Consider the following 19,823-nt stretch of genomic DNA (forward strand, 5'->3'; position numbering starts at 1 on the left):
CGTGTCAGAATTGCCGAGCATCATCACCGATCGGACGGAGAACCTACATGCGGTTGTCTCCGCACGAGCAGGATCGACTGCTCGTCAGCTACGCCGCCGAACTCGCGCGGCGGCGCCGTGCTCGCGGCCTGAAACTCAATCACCCCGAGGCGATCGCGGTCATCACCGATCACCTTCTCGAGGGTGCTCGTGACGGAAAGTCCGTGGCCGAGCTGATGGCGTCGGGCCGGGAAGTGCTCACGGCCGACGACGTACTGAGTGGTGTGCCCGAACTGCTTCCCGAGGTGATGGTGGAAGCGACGTTTCCCGACGGAACGAAGCTGATCACGGTGCACGAGCCGATCTCGCCCGAGCGCGGAGACGGCCATCTGGTTCCGGGTGAGATCTTCACCGTCGCAGGAGATATCGAGATCAACGACGGTGTCGAATCGATCACCTTGACGGTGGTGAACGGCGGCGATCGACCGGTGCAGGTGGGAAGTCACGTGCATCTTCCTCAAGCGAACGCCGCCCTGCAGTTCGATCGCGATCGCGCCTACGGGTGTCGGCTCGACATTCCGGCCGGCACTGCCGTGCGCTTCGACCCGGGCATCGAGCAGACGGTGCAACTCGTGCCCCTCGGTGGGACCCGCGAGGTATACGGCTTGAGCATGACACCTCCAGGAAAGTTGGACAGCTGATGGCGCGTATGAGTCGCAGTCGATACGCCCAGTTGTTCGGCCCCACGACGGGTGATCGGATTCGGTTGGCCGACACCGACCTTCTGATCGAGATCACCGAGGATCGAAGTGGTGGTCCGGGCAAGGCCGGCGAGGAAGCGGTGTTCGGCGGCGGCAAAGTGATCCGTGAGTCGATGGGCCAGTCTCGTGCCACCCGGGCAGACGGTGCCCCGGATACCGTCATAACCGGCGTCGTCGTCGTCGATTACTGGGGAATCATCAAGGCAGACCTCGGTATTCGCGACGGTCGGATCGTTGCGCTCGGAAAGGCCGGCAATCCCGACACCATGACCGGCGTTCATCCGGATCTCGTGATCGGACCATCGACCGAGATCATCGCGGGCAACGGAAAGATCGTCACGGCCGGCGGCATCGATTGCCATGTGCACCTCATCTGCCCGCAGATCAAGGAAGAAGCCCTCGGCGGCGGCATCACCACGGTGATCGCAGGTGGTACCGGGCCTGCCGAAGGAAGCAAGGCAACCACCGTCACCCCGGGTGCCTGGCATCTGTCCAGAATGCTCGAATCTCTCGACGACTGGCCGATGAACATCGTGCTGCTCGGCAAAGGCAATACGGTCAATCCCGATTCGATGTGGGAGCAGTTGCGCGGCGGCGCTTCGGGATTCAAGTTGCACGAGGATTGGGGGTCGACTCCCGCCGCGATCGACGCGTGCCTGCGAGTGTGCGACGAGGCGGGGGTTCAAGCGGCTCTTCACTCCGACACCCTCAACGAGGCTGGATTCGTCGAGACCACCCTCGCTGCGATCAACGGCCGTGGAATACACGCTTATCACACCGAAGGTGCAGGCGGCGGGCACGCTCCCGACATCATCACCGTTGCCGCGCAAGCACACGTGCTGCCCAGCTCGACCAATCCGACGCGTCCGCACACCGTGAACACGTTGGACGAGCATCTCGACATGTTGATGGTGTGCCATCACCTCAGTCCGAGCATTCCGGAGGATCTGGCGTTCGCCGAGAGCCGCATTCGGCCGTCGACCATCGCGGCCGAGGACTTGCTGCACGACATGGGAGCGATCTCGATGATCGGCAGCGACGCCCAGGCCATGGGACGTATCGGTGAGGTGGTACTGCGAACCTGGCAGACGGCTCATGTCATGAAGGCGCGGCGCGGATACCTGCCCGGGGACAACGGTGCCGACAACAATCGGGTCAGGCGATACGTCGCGAAGTACACGATCTGTCCGGCCGTGGCCCACGGTCTCGATGCGGAGATCGGGTCGATCGAAACGGGCAAGCTCGCCGATCTGGTGTTGTGGGATCCTGCCTTCTTCGGTGTGCGTCCGCACATGGTCATCAAGGGCGGCATGATCGCGTGGGCCGCGATGGGCGACGCCAATGCATCCATTCCTACGCCGCAACCCGAGCTGCCGCGGCCGATGTTCGGAGCGTCACCCAAGGCAGCCGCTGCGACGTCGCTGCATTTCGTTGCGCCACAAGCGATCGAGGACGGTCTGGCCGATCGCCTTGCGTGCGATCGCCGTCTCGTTCCGGTTGCGAACGTGCGCGGGATCAGGAAAGCCGATATGCCGCTCAACGATTCGCTTCCGGAGATCGAAGTCGATCCGGACACCTTCACCGTGCGTATCGACGGCGAGGTGTGGAAGGAACAACCGGCGTCCGAATTGCCGATGGCGCAACGGTATTTCCTCTTCTGATGGCCCTAGGATCCCTCTCGTCGACTGCGTCGTCGTACGCTGCACGTCGACAGGTCACAACCCTTCTCTCGCTTGCAGATTCGCGGCTTCCCACCGGTGGGCACGTCCATTCCGGGGGAGTCGAAGAAGCGATCGCATCAGGTTTCGTGCGCGACATCGATACCCTCGAGGCATTTCTGCGTCGGCGAATTCGGACGTCGGGAGCCACGGCGGCGTCCATCGCGGGTGCGGTTGTTCTCGGCTCGTTGGACACGGATGCGGCCGATGCCGAGTGCGATGCCCGGACGCCGTCGCCGGCAGTGCGAGCTGCGTCGCGGGCTCAGGGTCGGGGGTTGCTCAGATTGGCCAAATCAGCATGGCCGCATCACGATTGGCTGTCCATTGGCCGGCGGCCGCATCTGGCCGTCGCGGCCGGGCACGTGGGACTCGCAGCCGACCTGTCCGTCGCCGACACCGCGGCTGTGCAGGTGTACATCACCATGACCGGCTCGGCGATCGCGGCGCAACGTCTGCTTGCGCTCGACCCCGCCGAGGTTGCCTCGTGCACCATTCGGTTGGGGGACTTCTGCGACGAGGTGGCCGACGCCGCGTGCGCATCGCTTCCGGTTCTGATGGAGCTGTCCGATCCGCTGCTGGACATGTTCGCGGAAGCCCACGCCGTCCGCGATCGCCCATTGTTCGTATCCTGAATTCACGACCGCTGACACGGTTCTCGACCGCAGTACCGTTTTCTCGACCGAAGGAGATGTCATGCCCCCGCACCTGATCGACGGTGAGCCCCACGACCACGGGTTGGACCGACCCAAGCGCACACGGGTCGCAGGCGATGCTTTGCGTGTGGGAATCGGCGGACCCGTCGGGTCGGGCAAGACCGCCTTGGTGGCCGCCTTGTGCCGCCAGCTCCGCGACGAGCTGTCTCTGGCCGTGCTCACCAACGACATCTACACCACTGAGGATGCCGACTTCCTGCGGCGGCACGCAGTGTTGCCGGACGAGCGCATCACGGCCGTGCAGACCGGCGGCTGTCCGCATACCGCGATACGCGACGACATCACCGCCAATCTCGACGCGATCGACGACCTGATCGAGAACAACCCCCCTCTCGACCTGATTCTGGTGGAGTCCGGCGGCGACAATCTCACCGCCACGTTTTCGTCCGGTTTGATCGACGTCCAGATTTTTGTCGTCGACGTCGCGGGAGGAGACAAGGTGCCTCGTAAGGGTGGTCCCGGCGTGACGTTCTCCGACCTGCTCGTCGTCAACAAGACCGATCTCGCGCCGTACGTCGGTGCGGATCTGGGTGTCATGGAGCGCGACGCCGCGCAGGTGCGCGAGGGTCGCCCCACGGCCCTGATCTCTCTCACGGACGATCCCGCAGCAACGACGGTGCTCGGCTGGGTGCGTGAGCAATTGAAGGTTATCGCCGACGCCGACGCACACGACCACGCGCACTGAACGATGCACACCGAGCTCCGCATCGACGCGAGTCGTCGACGCAGTCCCCGCATCACATCGGTCGGCGGACTCGCAGGTAGGCAAACGGGGCCCGACACCGTCCACCTGATCGGCACCGCGGCCACGCCTCTCGGCGGAGACACCATCAGCGTCAGGATCTCGGTGGCTGCCGGCGCTCGTCTGGATGTGCGCAGTGTGGCAGCGTCCTTGGCGATGCCCGGTGCAGCACAACGTCATTCGTCGGCGCACTGGCACGTCGAGTTGGGGGCGGGGGCGTCACTCGTTTTCGACCCCGAGCCGATGGTCGTCGTCTCCGATGCCTCTCATACGGTGCTCAATGTCATCGAACTGGAACAAGACTCGGATCTGTGGCTGCGTGAGCGCGTACAGATCGGCAGGCTCGACGAGGTGGCGGGACAGTGGGCGAGTTCGATGCACTGCGATGTGGGAGGCCGGCCGCTGTTGCGCCACCGGGTGGAACTGGGGGAGGGGACGGTGGCGCACGACGGGTTGTCGGCACCGATGTCGATGTCCAGCACGCTTCGCTATCCGGACAGTCGGGATTCCGAGGTCGATCTGGCGGGCGGCACCGTGCGCTTGGCCTTGGCCGGGGGTGGCTCGCTGAGTACCTCCGTCGGTCATCGCCTTCAGCCGACCCGATAGATCGGGCAGGGCAGAAAGAAAGGGCTCCGTCCGACGATGTGCGTCGGACGGAGCCATTTCTGCTTCGCTTACCTTGCGGGTGCTGCGTGGATCAACCCGCTGCTTTTTCGCGTTCCTCTTCGACCTCGGCCGTCCGCTGGTTCACGTCGCCCGCTTTCTCGAGAGAGTTCAGTTGTTCGATGGCAAGCCGCGCGAACACCTGCTGCTCCGTCGATGCCATCTGAGCACGGCCTCTACCGAGGAACGTGACGAACCAGGAAATGACCGTGGTGATACGGCTGCGGTACCCCACCAGGTAGTACAGGTGGAGGGCGAGCCACATGAGCCATGCGATGAAGCCACCGAACTCCAGCTTGCCGACCTTGGCCACCGCATTGAATCGCGACACCGTGGCCATGGAGCCCTTGTCGAAGTACTTGAAGGGTGCTCGCTGGGTGGGGTCGTCCTGCCCCTTGACCGATGCCTTGATCAGCTTGGCTGCGTAGGTGGCACCCTGGATCGCACCCTGTGCCATGCCGGGAACGTCCTTGACCGACATCAAGTCGCCGATGACGAAGACGTTCGGATGACCCTTGACAGTCAGATCCGGTTCCACCAGAACTCGGCCGGCGCGGTCCGTCTCCGAACCCGACTGGTCGGCCAGCTGCTTGCCGAGCGGGCTGCCCTGCACGCCCGCGGACCAGACCTTGCACTGAGCCTCGATACGACGCGTGGTTCCGTCTTTTTCCTTGACGGTCAGGCCGTCGTTGTCGACGTCGGTGACCATCGCGTTGAGCTGGATCTCGACACCGAGCTTCTCGAGCCGTTCGGCTGCCTTGCGGCCGAGTTTCTCGCCCATCGGGGGAAGGACGGCCGGTGCGGCGTCCAGCAGGATGACGCGCGCGTCGCGGGGATCGATGTTGCGGAACGCTCCGTCGAGGGTGCGGTCGGCGAGTTCTGCGATCTGCCCTGCGAGTTCGACACCCGTCGGACCTGCTCCGACGACGACGAACGTCATCAGGCGGTCCTTCTCCTCCTGGTCGTCGGAGAGTTCCGCCTGCTCGAAGGCTCCAAGGATGCGTCCGCGCAGTTCGAGTGCATCGTCGATTGTCTTCATGCCGGGCGCGAACTCGGCGAAATGGTCGTTACCGAAGTACGACTGCTGGGCACCGGCGGCCACGATCAGGCTGTCGAACGGGGTGACGGTGACGCGCTCGAGCAACTTGGACGTGACCGTCTTGGCCTCGAGGTCGATGTTCAGCACGTCGCCCAGCAACACCTCGGCGTTCTTCTGCTTGCGCAGGATGACGCGGGTAGTGGGAGCGATCTCACCGACGGACAGAATGCCTGTGGCCACCTGGTAGAGCAGCGGCTGGAATAGGTGGTGGGTCGTCTTTGCGACGAGGGTGATGTCGACGTCGGCCTTCTTGAGCGCCTTGACGCCGAACAGACCTCCGAACCCGGAACCGATGACGACGACACGGTGACGCTTCGATTCGACCGGTTGGATGCTCATTACCTGCTCCCTAGACGTTGCGATGTAGCCACAACGGTAGTCGCCCCGGGGCGGAGCGTCTCGCCAAGGGCCCAGCTACCGGTCGTCGGGCAGCTATCGCTGTCGCGGGGAACTACGGGGCAGTAGCCGACCTCTTGGCCAGTTCCACCGTTGCAGCGCGCAGATCGTCCGCGGAATCGATGGGCTCGGCGTAACCGACTCTGGTGTAGGCCACACCGCGCGGTGTGTGGACGTTCAGATCGAGGCCGTATCGATCTGCGGCCGTACACGTCGCTGAGGTCGCGTCCGGGTAGCCCCCCAGCTTTCGGGCCATCGCCAACAGAGACGTCGAATGGTCCGCGTTGAGGTGCTCGACGGCATAGGCCGAGGACGGAGACACGGGATCCGGGGACGCCTCGGAGTACGCGTCGGCCGTCGCCGAATCCATTCGGCCGTACCCGCCGACCCATCGCACCCGATGCACTCGCATGACCCAAAGCGTGAAGTCGCTGTAATCCACGTAGTACTTGGCGGCCGGCACCGCGTCGAGATGCGCTTGTCGTGCGGCAGTGAGCTCGGCTCCTGCCGGTCGCTCGACCACCCCGGCCAGCGTGATGCGGCCCGAGGCCAGCGGGTCCGTCTGTGACTGGGGTGCAACGATCGACAGACTCGCTCGTGGATCACCGTCGAGATTTCGACCATGCTCCGCCATCCGCGACACGCACAGCACGGGTGCTCCGTCGAGCAAGCCGTATGTCACGAACGACGCCCATGGATCGCCGTCGGCGGTCAGGCTGGCCAGCGTCGCGATATTGGTGGACGCAGCGATCGTGCGCGCCTCCTCGGCCGCCGACGGACGACGCTCCGCGACCACCGGAGACAGAGGAGGGGGAACGGACGGGGCGTCGCCGGGATCGCCGTGATCGAGTGCCATGGGCGGCAGTCTACGTTCGTCCCGGAACGAGATGGTGTGCGTGCGTGACCGGGTTGCCGATCAGCACGAGTCGAACAGAGCAACCATAGGAGCGTCAGGCTAGCGGCCGACGAACGCGACGTCCTCTGTGGCGACGGCCGATGCGGTTCGGCCGGGTGCGGTCTGGTTGTCCCAATACATGTTCGTGTGCGCGATGACCTGCTGCGGTGTGGGCAGGGCGGGGTCCGGCAGGTTCTCCGTCGTGTGGGCGTCGCTGACCAAGGTCACGTCGTACCCACGAATCAGAGCTCCGTGCAGAGTCGATCGCACACAGAAGTCCGTTTGCGCGCCGGCAACCACCACATGACCGACGCCGGCATCGGCGAGCACCTCCTCCAAGGACGTGCCCTCGAAGGCGTCTCCATGCTTCTTGTGCACCAAGGCGTCTCCGGCTTCGATCGGAAGTTCCTCCACGAGTTGCCAGCCCGGGCTGCCGGACACGAGCTCGTGGTCCGAGGAATGCTGCACCCAGATCACCGGTGTGTCGGTCTTTCGCGCTCGTGAGACCAGTCGCACCATGTTGTCGACGACGCGAGTGCGATCGAGGGCGGCGGCCATGACGTCGTTCTGGACGTCGACGATCAGCAGCGCAGTTGCAGGGCGGTCGGGCAGGGTCGTCACGTCGTCTCCATCGAGTATCCGGTTCTGGTCAGCTATCCGACGTACGCGGCCAGGTGCTTCGCGGTCAAGGTGGATCCGTCCGCCACCAGATCTGCGGGGGTGCCCTCGAAGACCACGAGGCCGCCGTCGTGCCCGGCCCCGGGGCCGAGGTCGATGATCCAGTCGGCGTGGGCCATGACGGCCTGATGGTGCTCGATGACGATCACCGACTTACCCGAATCGACCAGGCGGTCGAGCAACCCGAGCAGTTTGTCCACATCGGCGAGGTGTAGCCCGGTGGTCGGCTCGTCGAGTACGTACACCCCACCCTTCTCGGCCATGTGTGTCGCGAGCTTGAGTCGTTGCCGTTCGCCGCCCGACAGAGTCGTCAGCGGCTGGCCAATCTTCAGGTAGCCGAGTCCGACGTCATTCAGCCGTTGCAGAATCTTTTGTGCTGCAAGCAGTTTCGCCGGTCCGTCGGAGAAGAAATCCTCGGCCTCGGCCACCGACATGGACAGGACCTCGTCGATGTTTCGGCCGCCGAAATGGTACTCGAGTACCGAAGCTTGAAACCGTTTGCCCTCGCACACCTCACACGTCGTAGCAACGCCGGCCATCATGGCGAGGTCGCTGTAGATGACTCCCGCCCCATTGCACGTCGGGCAGGCACCCTCCGAATTGGAGCTGAACAGAGCGGGTTTGACCGCATTCTCCTTCGCGAAGGCTTTGCGGATGGGTTCGAGCAGACCCGTGTAGGTCGCGGGGTTGCTTCGCCTCGATCCGCGGATGGCACCTTGATCGACCGAGACCACATCGTCGGTGCCCGAAAGCGACCCGTGAATCAGCGAGCTCTTACCGGAGCCCGCCACTCCGGTGACAACGACCAGCACGCCGAGTGGAACGTCGACGTCCACGTCTCGCAGATTGTGCGAATCCGCCCCTCGAATCTCGAGCACCTCGGAGAACTCGCGAACCGAATCCTTGAAACTCGCGCGGTCGTCGAAATGGCGGCCGGTGACCGTATCGCTCTGCCTCAGTTGGTCGACGGTGCCCTCGAAGCAGACGTGCCCACCCGCACTGCCGGCACCGGGCCCCAGGTCGACGACATGGTCGGCGATGGCGATCGTTTCCGGCTTGTGCTCCACGACGAGAACGGTGTTTCCCTTGTCCCGCAACTGCAGAAGAAGGTTGTTCATCCGTTCGATGTCGTGGGGGTGAAGACCCGTCGTCGGCTCGTCGAACACGTAGGTGACGTCGGTCAACGACGAGCCGAGATGTCGAATCATCTTCGTGCGCTGCGCTTCTCCGCCCGACAGTGTGCCCGACGGCCGATTCAGGCTCAGGTAGCCGAGGCCGATCTCCACGAACGAGTCCAGGGTCTCGCTCAGCGTCGTCAGCAGCGGTGCGACCGACGGTTCCTTCAGGCCTGCGACCCACGTGGCCAGATCGCTGATCTGCATCGAGCAGGCGTCGGCGATGTTGATGCCCTTGATCTTCGACGATCGTGCACCCTCGTTGAGCCGCGTTCCGTCGCATTCGGGACACGTGGTGAACGTGATCGCACGCTCCACGAACGCCCGGATATGCGGCTGCATCGCGTCGACGTCCTTAGAGAGGAACGACTTCTGGATCTGAGGGATCAGGCCCGAATAGGTCAGATTGATGCCCTCGACCTTGATCTTCGTGGGCTCTCGATACAGCAGATCGTCGAGCTCTTTCTTCGTGTATTTCGCGATGGGTTTGTCGGGGTCGAAGTAACCGCAGCCGCGAAAGATTCTGCCGTACCAGCCTTCCATGCTGTAGCCGGGAATCGTGATGGCGCTCTCGTTGAGGGACTTGCTCGCGTCGTACAGGGCATTCAAGTCGAAGTCGCTGATCGAGCCGCGTCCCTCGCAGCGCGGGCACATTCCACCGGTGACGGAGAAGGACTTCTTTTCGGTGGTCTGACGACCTCCCTTGTCCACCTTGTAAGCACCTGCACCGGAGACCGATGCCACGTTGAACGAAAAAGCCTGTGCAGAGCCGATATACGGCTTCCCCACTCTACTGAATAGAATGCGAAGCATGGCATAGGCGTCGGTGGCGGTTCCGACGGTGGAGTGGGGATTGGCACCCATTCGCTGTTGATCGACGATGATGGCCGTCGTGAGCCCGTCCATCACATCGACGTCGGGCCGCGCGAGAGTCGGCATGAAGCCCTGAACGAAGGCGCTGTAGATCTCGTTGATCATGCGCTGGGATTCGGCCGCGATGGTGCTGAAGACGAGGGAGCTCTTTCCGGACCCGGAGACACCGGTGAACACCGTGAGGCGTCGCTTGGGAAGTTCGACGCTGATGTCGGCGAGATTGTTCTGCCGCGCGCCCTGTACTCGAATCAGATCGTGACTGTCGGCGGCGTGCGCTGCCGATTTCTGCGTGACCTTGGTCGTCGCCATGCTCGCGGTGTCTCCTGATCGTCACGGCAACCGAAACCGAGAAGGTCGATTGCACCGAGGTATGTGTGCGATCACGGTAGTCGTATCGGAACGCGCATGCTTCTCGATTCCTGATCGATTCCTGTCACCGCCAACGCGTGGGTCAGACGCTGCAGATCTGCGGCGGACGATTCGAGCAACGGTCGCCGCACCGTGGCGTCGACCAGCACACCGATGGCGACCAAGGCCGCCTTGGCCATGATCGCTCCCTGGGTGGTGCGCATGACGGCCTCGACGAGAGGTAGCAGCGATCGCTGTACCGCGTTCGCGCGAGTCAGATCTCCGGCACGGACCGCGTCGAAGAGGTCGGCGTAGCGGTCGGCGACGACATTGCCGACCACACTCACCGAACCCGTTGCACCGCAGCACAGATAGGGCAGGGTCAATTCGTCGATACCGCAGTAATAGGCCAGGTCGGTTTCAGCCATGACGTTCATCGCCTCGTACAGGTCGCCTTTCGCGTCCTTGACCGCCGTGATCGAGGTATGCCGCGAGAGGTCGACCAGCGTCGACGCGTCGATCGGCACACCGGTCCGAGCCGGCACGTCGTACACCATGACCGGGAGCGCTCCGGCGTCGGCGATGGCAACGATGTGATCGGCGATGCCGGCCTGCGTGGGGCGCGAATAGTAGGGGGCGGTGACGAGCAACGCGTCGGCCCCTGCATCGGCGGCACGTCGCGCCGACTCGATCCCGGCGGAGGTGTCGTTGGTGCCGACACCCGCGATCACGCGCAGGGCGTGGCCCGAGAATTCGCGCGTCGCCGTGATCAGATCGGCCTGCTCACGCGGCGTGAGAGTCGGTGCCTCCCCGGTGGTGCCGGCGACAACGACGCCGTCGCAACCGGTCGCGAGCAAGTGGGCCAGCAAGGCGTCGGTTCCGGTGCGGCTCACCTGCCCATCGGCGTTCATCGGTGTGCACATGGCAACCAGGTTGGTGCCGAACGTCGACGTGGCCGAAGAAGTGGACATGTTCATCGTCCGAGTGTGAGCCCACATGATCGTCTCGGTCCAGCGATGTAATTTCGGCAGTATTGCGTACCGTTACTTCATGATCGATGTCAATGCACTCCACGCGCTGCGTGCAGTTGCCGCCCTGGGCACGCTGACGAAAGCGGCCGACGAGCTCGGCTACACCGCGTCGGCCGTCTCCCAGCAGATCAAACGGCTCGAACGCCAGGTCGGAACGCCGGTACTTGCGCAGGCGGGCAGAGGTGTTGTCCTCACGCCGGCCGGACGGGCAATGGTCGAATCTGCGGACGAGGTGTTCCACGCTCTCGAGCGGTGTCTGGAGTCGGCGAGATCGGCAGACGAGGGTGCCGCGCGCGGGGTGGTACGAGTGGTCGGATTCTCCACTGCGATCCGCGGTTTGCTCGCCCCTGCACTCGCGACCCTGAGCGCTCGCCATCCCGACCTCACCGTGCAGATCGGGGAGGAGGACCCGGATAGGCGCTGCACAGTGTGCATTCGGGGGCAGCCGACCTGGCGCTGGTGCACGACCCCGACGGAGTTCCCGCAGTGGCTCCCCGCTCGATCGTTCGGCGATCCATTCACACCGACCACGGCGATGTCGTCATGAATCGAACCCACCCCCTCGCCGCAGGGAAGTCGCCCCTGACACCGGCAGGCCTCGCGACGTACCCGTGGGTGACGAGCCCGGCGGGCACGTTGTGCCACCAGTGGTTTCGTCGACTGTTCGCGGACACGTCGAGCGAGATCGACGTTCGGCACCTCGTCGACGACTTCTCCACTCAGCTTTCCCTGGTGGAGGCAGACGATGTGCTGGCACTGATTCCCCGTCTCGCAAGACCGCCTCTCGGCCCGGCGCTCGTGGCGGTCCCGCTGGCGCGCGCCCCCAAGCGAGAAGTGCATGCCGCGTGGAGGCGCAGCGCCGATGCGAGTCCGGCGATCCACGCCGTGCTGGATCTACTCGATTCGCTCGCGCTGCGACGAGGTCAAGATGACGAGTAGACCTGTGGCTCGTGTCATCGCCACATACGTGTCGACAGCACCTGCGACGCCGGAGCCGAACAAATCCGGGTCGATCAGAACGACCAGATCGAATTCCAGACCTTTGGCGAGCTGCGGTGTCAGCGAGCTGATTCGATCGGACTGCGGAAAAGTAGGATCACCGATCACGCATGCGGTTCCGCCGGTCGTCGAACCGAGCCAATCGGCGAGAACCGTCGAAAGCGATGCGACGTCACCGTATTCGACCGGCACGCCGGTACTGCGTATCGACGTGGGAACGTTGGCGTCGGGCAGCGCCGCCCGGATCACCGGCTCGGCCACGTCCATAATTTCCTGCGGCGTCCGGTAATTCACGCCGAGAGCGGCGACGGTCACCTCGTCGATACCTACTCGTTCGAGCCGATCCGGCCACGTCTCGGTAAAGCCCCGACGAGACTGCGCTCGGTCTCCGACGATGGTGAAACTCCCAGCAGGGCATCGCCGAATCACCATCTGCCACTGCGCATCGGTCAACTCCTGAGCCTCGTCGATCACGATGTGCGCGAAGGGACCCGCCAGCGGATCCGTCGGATGGTCCTCGAAGCCGGACGAATCGACGAGTGCATCCCGAATTATCTCCTGACGGAATTGCGCGGCCATCATCTCGTCGTCGTCGACCGCCATCAACTCGTCGACGACACTGTCCATTCGCGAGCGTTCGATCGCAGCAGCCAGTGATCGGTGTCGTTGTCGTAGAGCATGTTTCGGATCGCCGAGTCGCGCCCGTGCCGCGTCGAGCAGCGGTAGGTCGGCCACAGTCCAGCGTGTCGCATCAGCGCGTCGAAGTGCTCGAATGTCGTCCGCGTCGAGCCAGGGTGCGCATGTGCGCAGGTATGCCGGAACGGTCCACAAGTCCGCGACGAGGTCTGCGGCATCGACGATCGTCCACGAGCGTTCCAGGACGTCACGCAGATCCTCGTTCAACTGCAGCGACTGCCGAAATTCTTCGCGGGATCCCTGTGCGGCACAGCGATCGGTCACGATGGTCGTCAGTAGGTCCCAGATCAGCTCGTGAGCCTCGTTGTGCGGCGTACCGGGATCTGGCGCACCGAATGCCTCCACCCAGTCGTTCGGCGTCAATACAAATGTTCCCCAGTCTGTTTCGACTGTGACGTCGTGGGTCGGTGGTTGTTCGTAGAAGGCAACAGCCGCCTCGATGACGGCGTCGACGTCGAGGTCTTCCTTGAGCCGCGCCGCAACAGGATCGGTGTCGTCGAGCGCATGTGTTCCCTCTGCGACGAGGTCGCGCAGGGTGCATGTTTGTACTCCCTCCTCGCCGAGACTGGGGAGTACGCCCGAGACGTACGCGAGGTAGGGCTGATGCGGACCGATGAACAGTACTCCGCCGCGGTTGTGTCCTATCCGTGAGTCTGCGTACAGCAGGTACGCGGTGCGGTGAAGGGCAACAACAGTTTTCCCAGTTCCCGGTCCGCCGTCGACCACCAGTGCCCCGTGCGCATCGGCTCGAATGATCGCATCTTGATCCGCCTGGATCGTGCCCACTACGTCACGCATCCGAGGTGAGCGCTCGGCACCCAGACTGGCGATGAACGCGGACTGATCGTCCAGCGCGGCGTTGTCGTCCAGAGACGTGGGATCGAACACTTCGTCCCAGTAGTCGGTGATGCTGCCGTTCGTCCACCGATAGCGGCGACGGCTCTTCAGCCGCATCGGGTTGGCATGGGTTGCACCGAAGAACGGCTCGGCAGCGGGGGAGCGCCAGTCGACGAGCAGTTGCTCGCCCGCATCGCCGAGCAAGCCGGTACGCCCCACGTACACCGGTTGGTCCGAGTCGATGGGGACGAACCTCCCCAGACACAGATCGGCACCGTAACGACGCAGTTGGCGCAGTCGCCCGTTCAATCGGTGAATCTCGAAATCACGTTCCATCACCTCCTGCCCCATCCGCCCGGATGACTTCTGGATGGCGTTCAATCGAGCGATCGTGTCGGAACGTGACCTCTCGATGCTGGCGGTGATTGCCGAAAAGTGCTGTCGGTCATGACCGATGAGCGTGGGTTGGCGCTTCGGTGCGAGCCTGTCGGGGAGGTCGAAGACATGAGGCGGCACTGATTTCACGGGACTCCGATCCGATGGTGCGGGTGTGCAGCGAGCCATTCTGAACCCTCGACGGGGTCTTGCCGCAAGACCCCGGGTGAGCTATACATTGAAAGTGGAAAGAGGGCGGATCTTCTTCTCCGCATCACGCCGCAGACGCCCGTTGCGTGTTCTGCGTGGATTACTTCCCTTGATCGGCACGGGCGTATTGGCCGGCGGAGCCGTTCAGCTCGGTTTTGTGACCGGCGTACGGGTCGACGGTCACGGCGGTGAGGTCGGCGCTGCTGTCGCTCTGATCGGCCTGACATGTTGCGTAGCGCTTCTCGCGTGGGGTTGGACCGGATTTTGTGCGTCCCCGAAGGCGCTCGCGGCGGCCATCTCGACCGGGGTCCTGGCGTTCCTCACCACGGCGCTGACCATTTCCTTCGTGGCAACGCCTTACGACGCGATCGTGTGCGGACACTCATCGGACTTCTGCGGACTGGGAGTGCTTCAGGTGGTTCCGACTGTCGGGGCGGTAGCGCCATGGACCGTCGCCGGAATTCCCGGTCTACTTCTCGTACTCAAGGATCGGCGTGCACGACGCGTAACAAACGATCAGACGGTCAGCCCACCACCGCGGTGGAGTCGGTAGTCGTTCACTGAGAAGACAGCAGCAGATCGGTGATTGCTGCGGCGCTCATCGGACGTCCGAGCAGGAATCCCTGAGCTACGTCGCATCCTGTTGCGGCGAGTGCTTCGAGTTGTTCTTCGGTTTCGACGCCTTCGCCGACGACTGTGACGTCGAACGCGCGGGCGAGTGCAACGATCGCCGAGTTTATTGCCCTGGCGCGGACGGCGGGCAACCGGGCCACGTATGACTTGTCGATCTTGAAGCTCTCGAACATCGGGTACCGGTCCAGATACGACATGGAACTGTGCCCTTTGCCCATATCGTCGAGGAGCAAGGACACGCCCATTGCGTGCAGCGCCGCAACGGTATTCGCCACTCGTTCGGTGTCTGCGACCCACACTGTTTCGGTCACTTCCAGACCCAATGCGTTCGGTGGTAGGCCGGTGTCAGCCAGGACAGTGGCGACCTGCGCCGGAAACTCGTGGTCTCGCAGTCGGAGCGCACTGACATTGACGCGCACCACGACGTCGGAGAATGCGCGCCACCGCACTGCGTCGCTGCGCGCGACGCGGAGTGCCCATGCGCCCAATGGTGTTGCGAGACCTGTTCTTTCGGCGACTGCGACGAATTCGGTCGGCTCGACAGGCCCTAGATCATGATGATTCCAGCGGGCGAGCGCCTCGACTACAACGACCTCACGCGTCGAGATGTCCACCAGAGGTTGGTATACCATGGTGAGTTCGTTCGAGCTCAATGCCGCGCGCAGGTCGACCGACAGCGATCTGATCCGGTCGGCGTCGTACAGGTCTCCCGGGTCGAAAACTGCATGGCCACCGGTTCCGCTGTCCTTGGCGCGGTACATTGCCAGATCTGCCCGGTGAATCAGCTCATGCCTTGTCGAATTCGAGTCGGAGACAGCGACACCGATGCTGGCACTGAGGGGGATGGGGACGTCCTCGCAGCGAATGGTTTCGCGATGGTGCGGGCGATGTGTCGCGCGATCTCCTCCGCTCGTTCCACAGTGCGCACCCCTTCGCAGATGATCAGGAATTCGTCCCCGCCGAGACGAGCAATGGTGTCGGTCGCGCTCGTTGCGGACACCAGTCGCTCCACGAATTTCACCAGCGCCCTGTCTCCGGCGTCGTGGCCCAGGCTGTCGTTGATGATTTTGAAGTCGTCGATATCCAGCAGAAGGAGGGCCAAAGTATCGGACTGAAAGCGTGCCCGAGCCAGAGCGGTGTCGAGGACGTCGTAGGCGAAAGTGCGATTGGGCAACCCGGTGAGTGCGTCGTGGGTGCTGCGCCGTCGGAGTTGGCTTTCCAGTTCCATTCGTCGAAGTGCCGCGGAGACGATACCCGCGACGGAGCTGAGGAACGAGACTTCCTGTTCGCGATACAACCGTGCTTCCACACTGTGGATCGAGAGGACTCCCCAGGCGTCTCCAACCGCAGTCATGATCGGTACTGCCACACCGCTGCGCAGTCCGAGCTCCGCCATCGTGTCTGTACGAAACCGGCTTTCGTCGCCGCGGTTGCTGCAAATCACTGGCTGTTCGTGAGCGAGTGCGTACCCGGTCATGGAGCCGTCGCCGGAAGGAACGTCCCGACGAATACCGAGCGAACCGCTCGCGGCATCCATGGTCAAGTAAGGATCGGTGGAATTCTCGAGGTGCGCGATGGCGGAGTTTCCCACACCCATCAACGTGGCGGCAGTGTCGGTGGCTGCAGTCAACAGCTCCGACAGCTCGGCGACGACTGCGAACCGACTGAGGTCGGCCAGGGCTTTTTGCTCCTGTGCGTGTCGGCTGGCGGTTACGGCATCGGCCGCCATCCGGGCACTACGTTGTTCGACGGTGTGCCGATGCCGGATGATCGAGGCGACGACGTCAGGTCGGCCGTCCGGGGTGTGAACGACGTATGCCGAGACCACGACCGGAATACCTGCACCGGTCCCGTGATGGCGTAGTTCGCAGTAGCCGTCCCACCTCCCGTCGGAACGCAGCGCCGTACCGATCTCCTCGGCGCGCTCACGGCCGTCCGCAGTGAGGAAATCCAAAGCTGGCAGTGTCGATGCCTCGGCCCAGTCGGACACGCCGATGAGTTCCAAGCCTGCTGGGTTGATGTGGAGAACTGTGCCCGTCAGGTCGGCGAGTGCGACGAAGTCCGGCGATCGCTCCAGAAATTGCCGAAGCGACATCACATCGTCGGCAGCATCGAACATCGGCCCTCCGATCTGCGTCGCTCGGTGTTCGAGCGGCTCGGGCCAATGTTATTCGGCCACCGAGTTCGATGGGTTCGAACACGAGCGGGCAGTAACCCAATTGTCAGAAGCACGCCGCCTTCGGACAGTCGACAACGGTTGCGGTCAGAGACTTCTCCGCCACGGAGAACGCGAGCTTCGATGGGGCCGAAAAACAACTGGGCCAGCAATACATTTTCCGACTCGGACCCTCCCCGAGAATCACGTGCAGGCGACTCGGATGTCTTCACCAATTGTCTCGGCAATTTTGCAGAAATTCGGAACGTAGAGAATGCCCGATGACCCGTCCGCGCACAGCGCCGAAAAGATCGATTTCATTGCTAGCCTCGCCTTCATGGTCATCGACGAGTGGCTGCTCGATTCCGATCCAGCGATTCGATGGCAGGTCCTGCGCGATCTGCACGACGCGCCGCCTGCTGATGTGGCGAGTGAGCGCAACCGAATTGTGTACGAAGGCTGGGGCGCTCGTTTGCTTGCTGCACGCGACCCGAACGGCCTGTGGGCCGGAGGTGCTTGCTTCCCATCGGGTTTCGACGGCGATTTCTCAGGAGGGCAGCCGTGGACTTCGACGCTTCATTCGTTGACGTTGCTGCGCGAGATGGGTGTCGACCCGTACGCCGGTGAAGTACGGACCGCCATCGAGGCGGTGCGCCGGAATTGCCGGTGGGAACACGCAGGCCAACGGTTCTTCGACGGTGAAGTCGAGCCCTGCATCAACGGGAGGACCGTCGCCGTGGGTGCATATTTCGGAGTCGACGTCGACGCGATCGTCACCGGACTGGTGAAAGATCAGCTCGCCGACGGCGGCTGGAACTGCGAGGCGGAGTACGGATCGACTCGCGGGTCTTTTCACTCGACGATCTGTGTGCTCGAAGGGTTGCTCGAGCACGAACGAGCCACGGGCGGCACTCCCGCGTCGATTGCCGCACGCCACCGAGGCGAGGAGTACCTTCTGGAACGCCGGCTGGCCAGGAGGGTGAGCACGGGGGAGCTCGTCGAACCGAACTGGTTGCTTTTCTCCTTTCCGACCTGGTGGCATCATGACCTGCTTCGTGGAGTCGACTACTTCCGAACCGCTGGATCTTTCGTCGACCCGAGGTTGACGGAGGCAATCGAACACATCCGGTCGAGACAGTGCGACGACGGCACTTGGCTGCTGGACAGAACTCACGCCGGTGCGGTCCACTTTCCGATGGAGAATGGCGATGGGCGTCCGAGCAGGTGGAATACCCTGCGCGCCCTGCGAATCATGAGATGGTCCGGAGTGGAGACATCGTGACAATCCGCGCGTGAGCCGGCGACCGAGTGAGCAGCGAAAACCTCTGTGCGGACATCGGTTTGGTGAACCGATGCCGAATTCGCCGAGCCTCAGGAATTCTCGAGCCAGAGGGTTCCCGGATCGGACCTGACTGGTTAATAGAGCGGTGTCGGGGATCGACCACAACCAGGTGGATCGAGCGGGTTCCGCAGGCGAACCGGCTTCGGTGTTATTGATCGCTGATCCCGGCAAACCCACTGCGCTCGCACACCGGGTGGCTGCGCACCTACCGCAACACTTTTGAAGCAGAGACCACCGCGAGCGCAGATGGACGTCGCGAGTACGCAGTAAGCCGTACCTCTCTGGAGAGCAAGCGGACTTGGCGGACGTTATCGACGCTGTCGATCCGTCTTTGGAAGACGCAGAAATCGTCGTGTACCTCACCGATCTGCCACGGCGAGAAGACACCATGCCGGTGGTGGCCGACGTCAGCGCCGAACGATTATTCGCACTCATCTCCGTTGCAGCGGTGGGTGGTGTGCGTATCGAGGACCGCGTCCGCACGGTGACCGAACTGGCAATCGCCTGTGCCGTGGGTGAACCGGAACTAGCCCCACCCGGCGCACAATCGCGGTTTCCCAGCGAGAACATCGAGGGCGGAACACGCTTCTTCGCACCGTCGGGACTTCGACGGTTGCGGCTGTTGTCGGGGATGGTGCGGGCGAACCGGCCGTGGCGGCTCGTGACAGGGCTGTCGAAAGTGCTGGTCGGAGGGTTTGCCACCGGAGCGTTCGCGCTGGCTACCAGCACGATTTGGTTGTTCGCCGACACAATGGGCCCATGGCGAATGTGCGCGGCGACGATTCTCTCCATTGCGGCGATGGTTCTGTGGCTGATTCTCGATCACGAATTGTGGGAGCGGCCGAAATCAGCCGAAGAGCGAGACAGATCTGTGCTGTACAACGCAGCGACAGCCGTGACGTTGGTGATCGGCGTTGTCGTCCTCCACATAGCCCTGTTCTGCATGCTGCTGGGGACCGCGTGTCTCACACTTCCTCCGGGACTGCTGTCCAGCACCCTCGGACACGCGGTCGGCTTTTCCGATTACCTCAGTCTCGCTTGGCTACTCGCGTCCATTGCGACCATCGGTGGGGCGCTCGGTTCGGGCCTCGAAGACGATCGCGTAGTCACCGAAGCCGCATACGGTGTGCGGCAGAGGCAACGGATCGAAGAGACGCAGGCACGCTCGAACGACCCGGAATGACACTGCGACCGATAGAACCGTGGCCCTCTTCGGCGGCGGCACGGATTTCGTCGGCCGACCATCGAGGACTGCCCGGGTTCGCAACGCGCACAGTCTTTTCGATACCGGGTGAAAGCATCAATGGCACCCAAGATGGTTCGGGTGGTGCGCGTCGGGTTGCTCCATGGGATGAAGCGGTCACGGTTGTTCCGGTACCGATGGTCCGTAGTTTCGGTCTACCCTGTGGTCGGGCCGTGACTGGCGCTGTGGATGGATCACCATCGGGAAGCGGCCTCGTCTGTTGACGTCTGCCGCGCGCCTGGGCTCCCACCGAGCCGAGGAG

17 protein-coding genes, 1 pseudogene and 1 riboswitch are annotated in these 19,823 nt (G+C 63.4%); of the genes and pseudogenes, 10 read left to right on the top strand and 8 right to left on the bottom strand.

The annotated features are described in order from the left end of the window. Positions 1–47: 47 nt before the first annotated feature. From AB0P23_RS06770 to AB0P23_RS06790, 5 genes are all read left to right on the top strand, one after another. Positions 48–680 carry an urease subunit gamma gene (locus AB0P23_RS06770; protein ID WP_363797093.1) on the top strand — a complete coding sequence of 211 codons (633 nt, stop codon included), beginning with the start codon at positions 48–50 and terminating at the stop codon, positions 678–680. Beyond that, the gene (locus tag AB0P23_RS06775) at positions 680–2,401 is read left to right on the top strand and encodes an urease subunit alpha (RefSeq protein WP_027497140.1); all 1,722 of its coding nucleotides are present in this window, start codon (positions 680–682) and stop codon (positions 2,399–2,401) included. The genes AB0P23_RS06770 and AB0P23_RS06775 overlap by 1 nt, the downstream gene beginning before the upstream one ends. Continuing rightward, positions 2,401–3,090 (top strand): urease accessory UreF family protein, encoded by a 690-nt coding sequence (locus AB0P23_RS06780; protein ID WP_048320346.1) that lies wholly within the window; start codon positions 2,401–2,403, stop codon positions 3,088–3,090. The genes AB0P23_RS06775 and AB0P23_RS06780 overlap by 1 nt, the downstream gene beginning before the upstream one ends. 61 nt (positions 3,091–3,151) lie before the next feature. Further along, a complete protein-coding gene (gene ureG / locus AB0P23_RS06785; RefSeq protein WP_032370566.1) occupies positions 3,152–3,856 on the top strand; it encodes an urease accessory protein UreG in 705 nt (234 codons plus the stop codon). A 3-nt stretch (positions 3,857–3,859) separates the two neighbouring features. After that, positions 3,860–4,519, top strand: coding sequence for an urease accessory protein UreD (locus tag AB0P23_RS06790; protein WP_027497138.1), 660 nt, complete (start codon positions 3,860–3,862; stop codon positions 4,517–4,519). A gap of 91 nt (positions 4,520–4,610) precedes the next feature. Here the strand turns inward: AB0P23_RS06790 and AB0P23_RS06795 are convergent, their stop codons facing one another. The 5 genes from AB0P23_RS06795 to dapA all read right to left on the bottom strand — a co-directional run bounded on the left by AB0P23_RS06795 (position 4,611) and on the right by dapA (position 11,017). Continuing rightward, the gene (locus AB0P23_RS06795; RefSeq protein ID WP_032372402.1) at positions 4,611–6,014 is read right to left on the bottom strand and encodes an NAD(P)/FAD-dependent oxidoreductase; all 1,404 of its coding nucleotides are present in this window, start codon (positions 6,012–6,014) and stop codon (positions 4,611–4,613) included. Positions 6,015–6,126: 112 nt separating this feature from the next. After that, positions 6,127–6,927, bottom strand: coding sequence for a DUF2470 domain-containing protein (locus tag AB0P23_RS06800; protein ID WP_363797096.1), 801 nt, complete (start codon positions 6,925–6,927; stop codon positions 6,127–6,129). A 99-nt stretch (positions 6,928–7,026) separates the two neighbouring features. Beyond that, positions 7,027–7,587: an isochorismatase family protein gene (locus AB0P23_RS06805; RefSeq protein ID WP_094694514.1), complete on the bottom strand. Its 561-nt coding sequence runs from the start codon at positions 7,585–7,587 to the stop codon at positions 7,027–7,029. A gap of 32 nt (positions 7,588–7,619) precedes the next feature. Next, positions 7,620–10,001, bottom strand: a complete 2,382-nt coding sequence (locus AB0P23_RS06810) for an excinuclease ABC subunit UvrA (RefSeq protein ID WP_363797098.1) — start codon at positions 9,999–10,001, stop codon at positions 7,620–7,622. Positions 10,002–10,072: 71 nt separating this feature from the next. Continuing rightward, complete coding sequence (dapA, locus tag AB0P23_RS06815; protein WP_037220295.1) at positions 10,073–11,017, bottom strand: 4-hydroxy-tetrahydrodipicolinate synthase; 945 nt, start codon at positions 11,015–11,017, stop codon at positions 10,073–10,075. Positions 11,018–11,090: 73 nt separating this feature from the next. On the opposite strand from dapA, the gene AB0P23_RS06820 reads away from it, so the two are divergent. Then, on the top strand, positions 11,091–11,618 hold the full coding sequence (locus tag AB0P23_RS06820; RefSeq protein WP_363797100.1) for a LysR family transcriptional regulator: 528 nt from the start codon (positions 11,091–11,093) through the stop codon (positions 11,616–11,618). Then, positions 11,531–12,010 carry a LysR substrate-binding domain-containing protein gene (locus AB0P23_RS06825; RefSeq protein ID WP_363797102.1) on the top strand — a complete coding sequence of 160 codons (480 nt, stop codon included), beginning with the start codon at positions 11,531–11,533 and terminating at the stop codon, positions 12,008–12,010. Before AB0P23_RS06820 ends, AB0P23_RS06825 begins: the two co-directional genes overlap by 88 nt. Here AB0P23_RS06825 and helR read toward each other — a convergent pair. After that, positions 11,966–14,128: an RNA polymerase recycling motor ATPase HelR gene (helR, locus tag AB0P23_RS06830; protein WP_363797104.1), complete on the bottom strand. Its 2,163-nt coding sequence runs from the start codon at positions 14,126–14,128 to the stop codon at positions 11,966–11,968. The two genes, AB0P23_RS06825 and helR, sit on opposite strands and share 45 nt — an antisense overlap. Before the next feature lie 94 nt (positions 14,129–14,222). On the opposite strand from helR, the gene AB0P23_RS06835 reads away from it, so the two are divergent. Beyond that, the gene (locus AB0P23_RS06835) at positions 14,223–14,741 is read left to right on the top strand and encodes a hypothetical protein (RefSeq protein WP_363797105.1); all 519 of its coding nucleotides are present in this window, start codon (positions 14,223–14,225) and stop codon (positions 14,739–14,741) included. A gap of 4 nt (positions 14,742–14,745) precedes the next feature. Here the strand turns inward: AB0P23_RS06835 and AB0P23_RS06840 are convergent, their stop codons facing one another. Both AB0P23_RS06840 and AB0P23_RS06845 read right to left on the bottom strand, forming a co-directional pair. Next, a complete protein-coding gene (locus AB0P23_RS06840; protein WP_363797107.1) occupies positions 14,746–15,582 on the bottom strand; it encodes an EAL domain-containing protein in 837 nt (278 codons plus the stop codon). Between the two features lie 20 nt (positions 15,583–15,602). Further along, positions 15,603–16,940: a diguanylate cyclase gene (locus AB0P23_RS06845; protein WP_363797109.1), complete on the bottom strand. Its 1,338-nt coding sequence runs from the start codon at positions 16,938–16,940 to the stop codon at positions 15,603–15,605. Positions 16,941–17,313: 373 nt separating this feature from the next. Between AB0P23_RS06845 and AB0P23_RS06850 the strand changes: the two genes are divergently transcribed. Together AB0P23_RS06850 and AB0P23_RS06855 are read left to right on the top strand one after the other, a co-directional pair. Beyond that, the gene (locus AB0P23_RS06850) at positions 17,314–18,258 is read left to right on the top strand and encodes a hypothetical protein (protein WP_032400734.1); all 945 of its coding nucleotides are present in this window, start codon (positions 17,314–17,316) and stop codon (positions 18,256–18,258) included. Between the two features lie 145 nt (positions 18,259–18,403). Beyond that, positions 18,404–19,501, top strand: a pseudogene (locus tag AB0P23_RS06855) (hypothetical protein). Between the two features lie 223 nt (positions 19,502–19,724). After that, positions 19,725–19,812: riboswitch (ZMP/ZTP riboswitch) on the top strand. The last annotated feature ends 11 nt before the right edge of the window (positions 19,813–19,823 follow it).

The sequence above is a fragment of the Rhodococcus sp. NPDC077669 genome, from assembly GCF_040686915.1.
GTDB lineage: Bacteria > Actinomycetota > Actinomycetes > Mycobacteriales > Mycobacteriaceae > Rhodococcoides > Rhodococcoides fascians.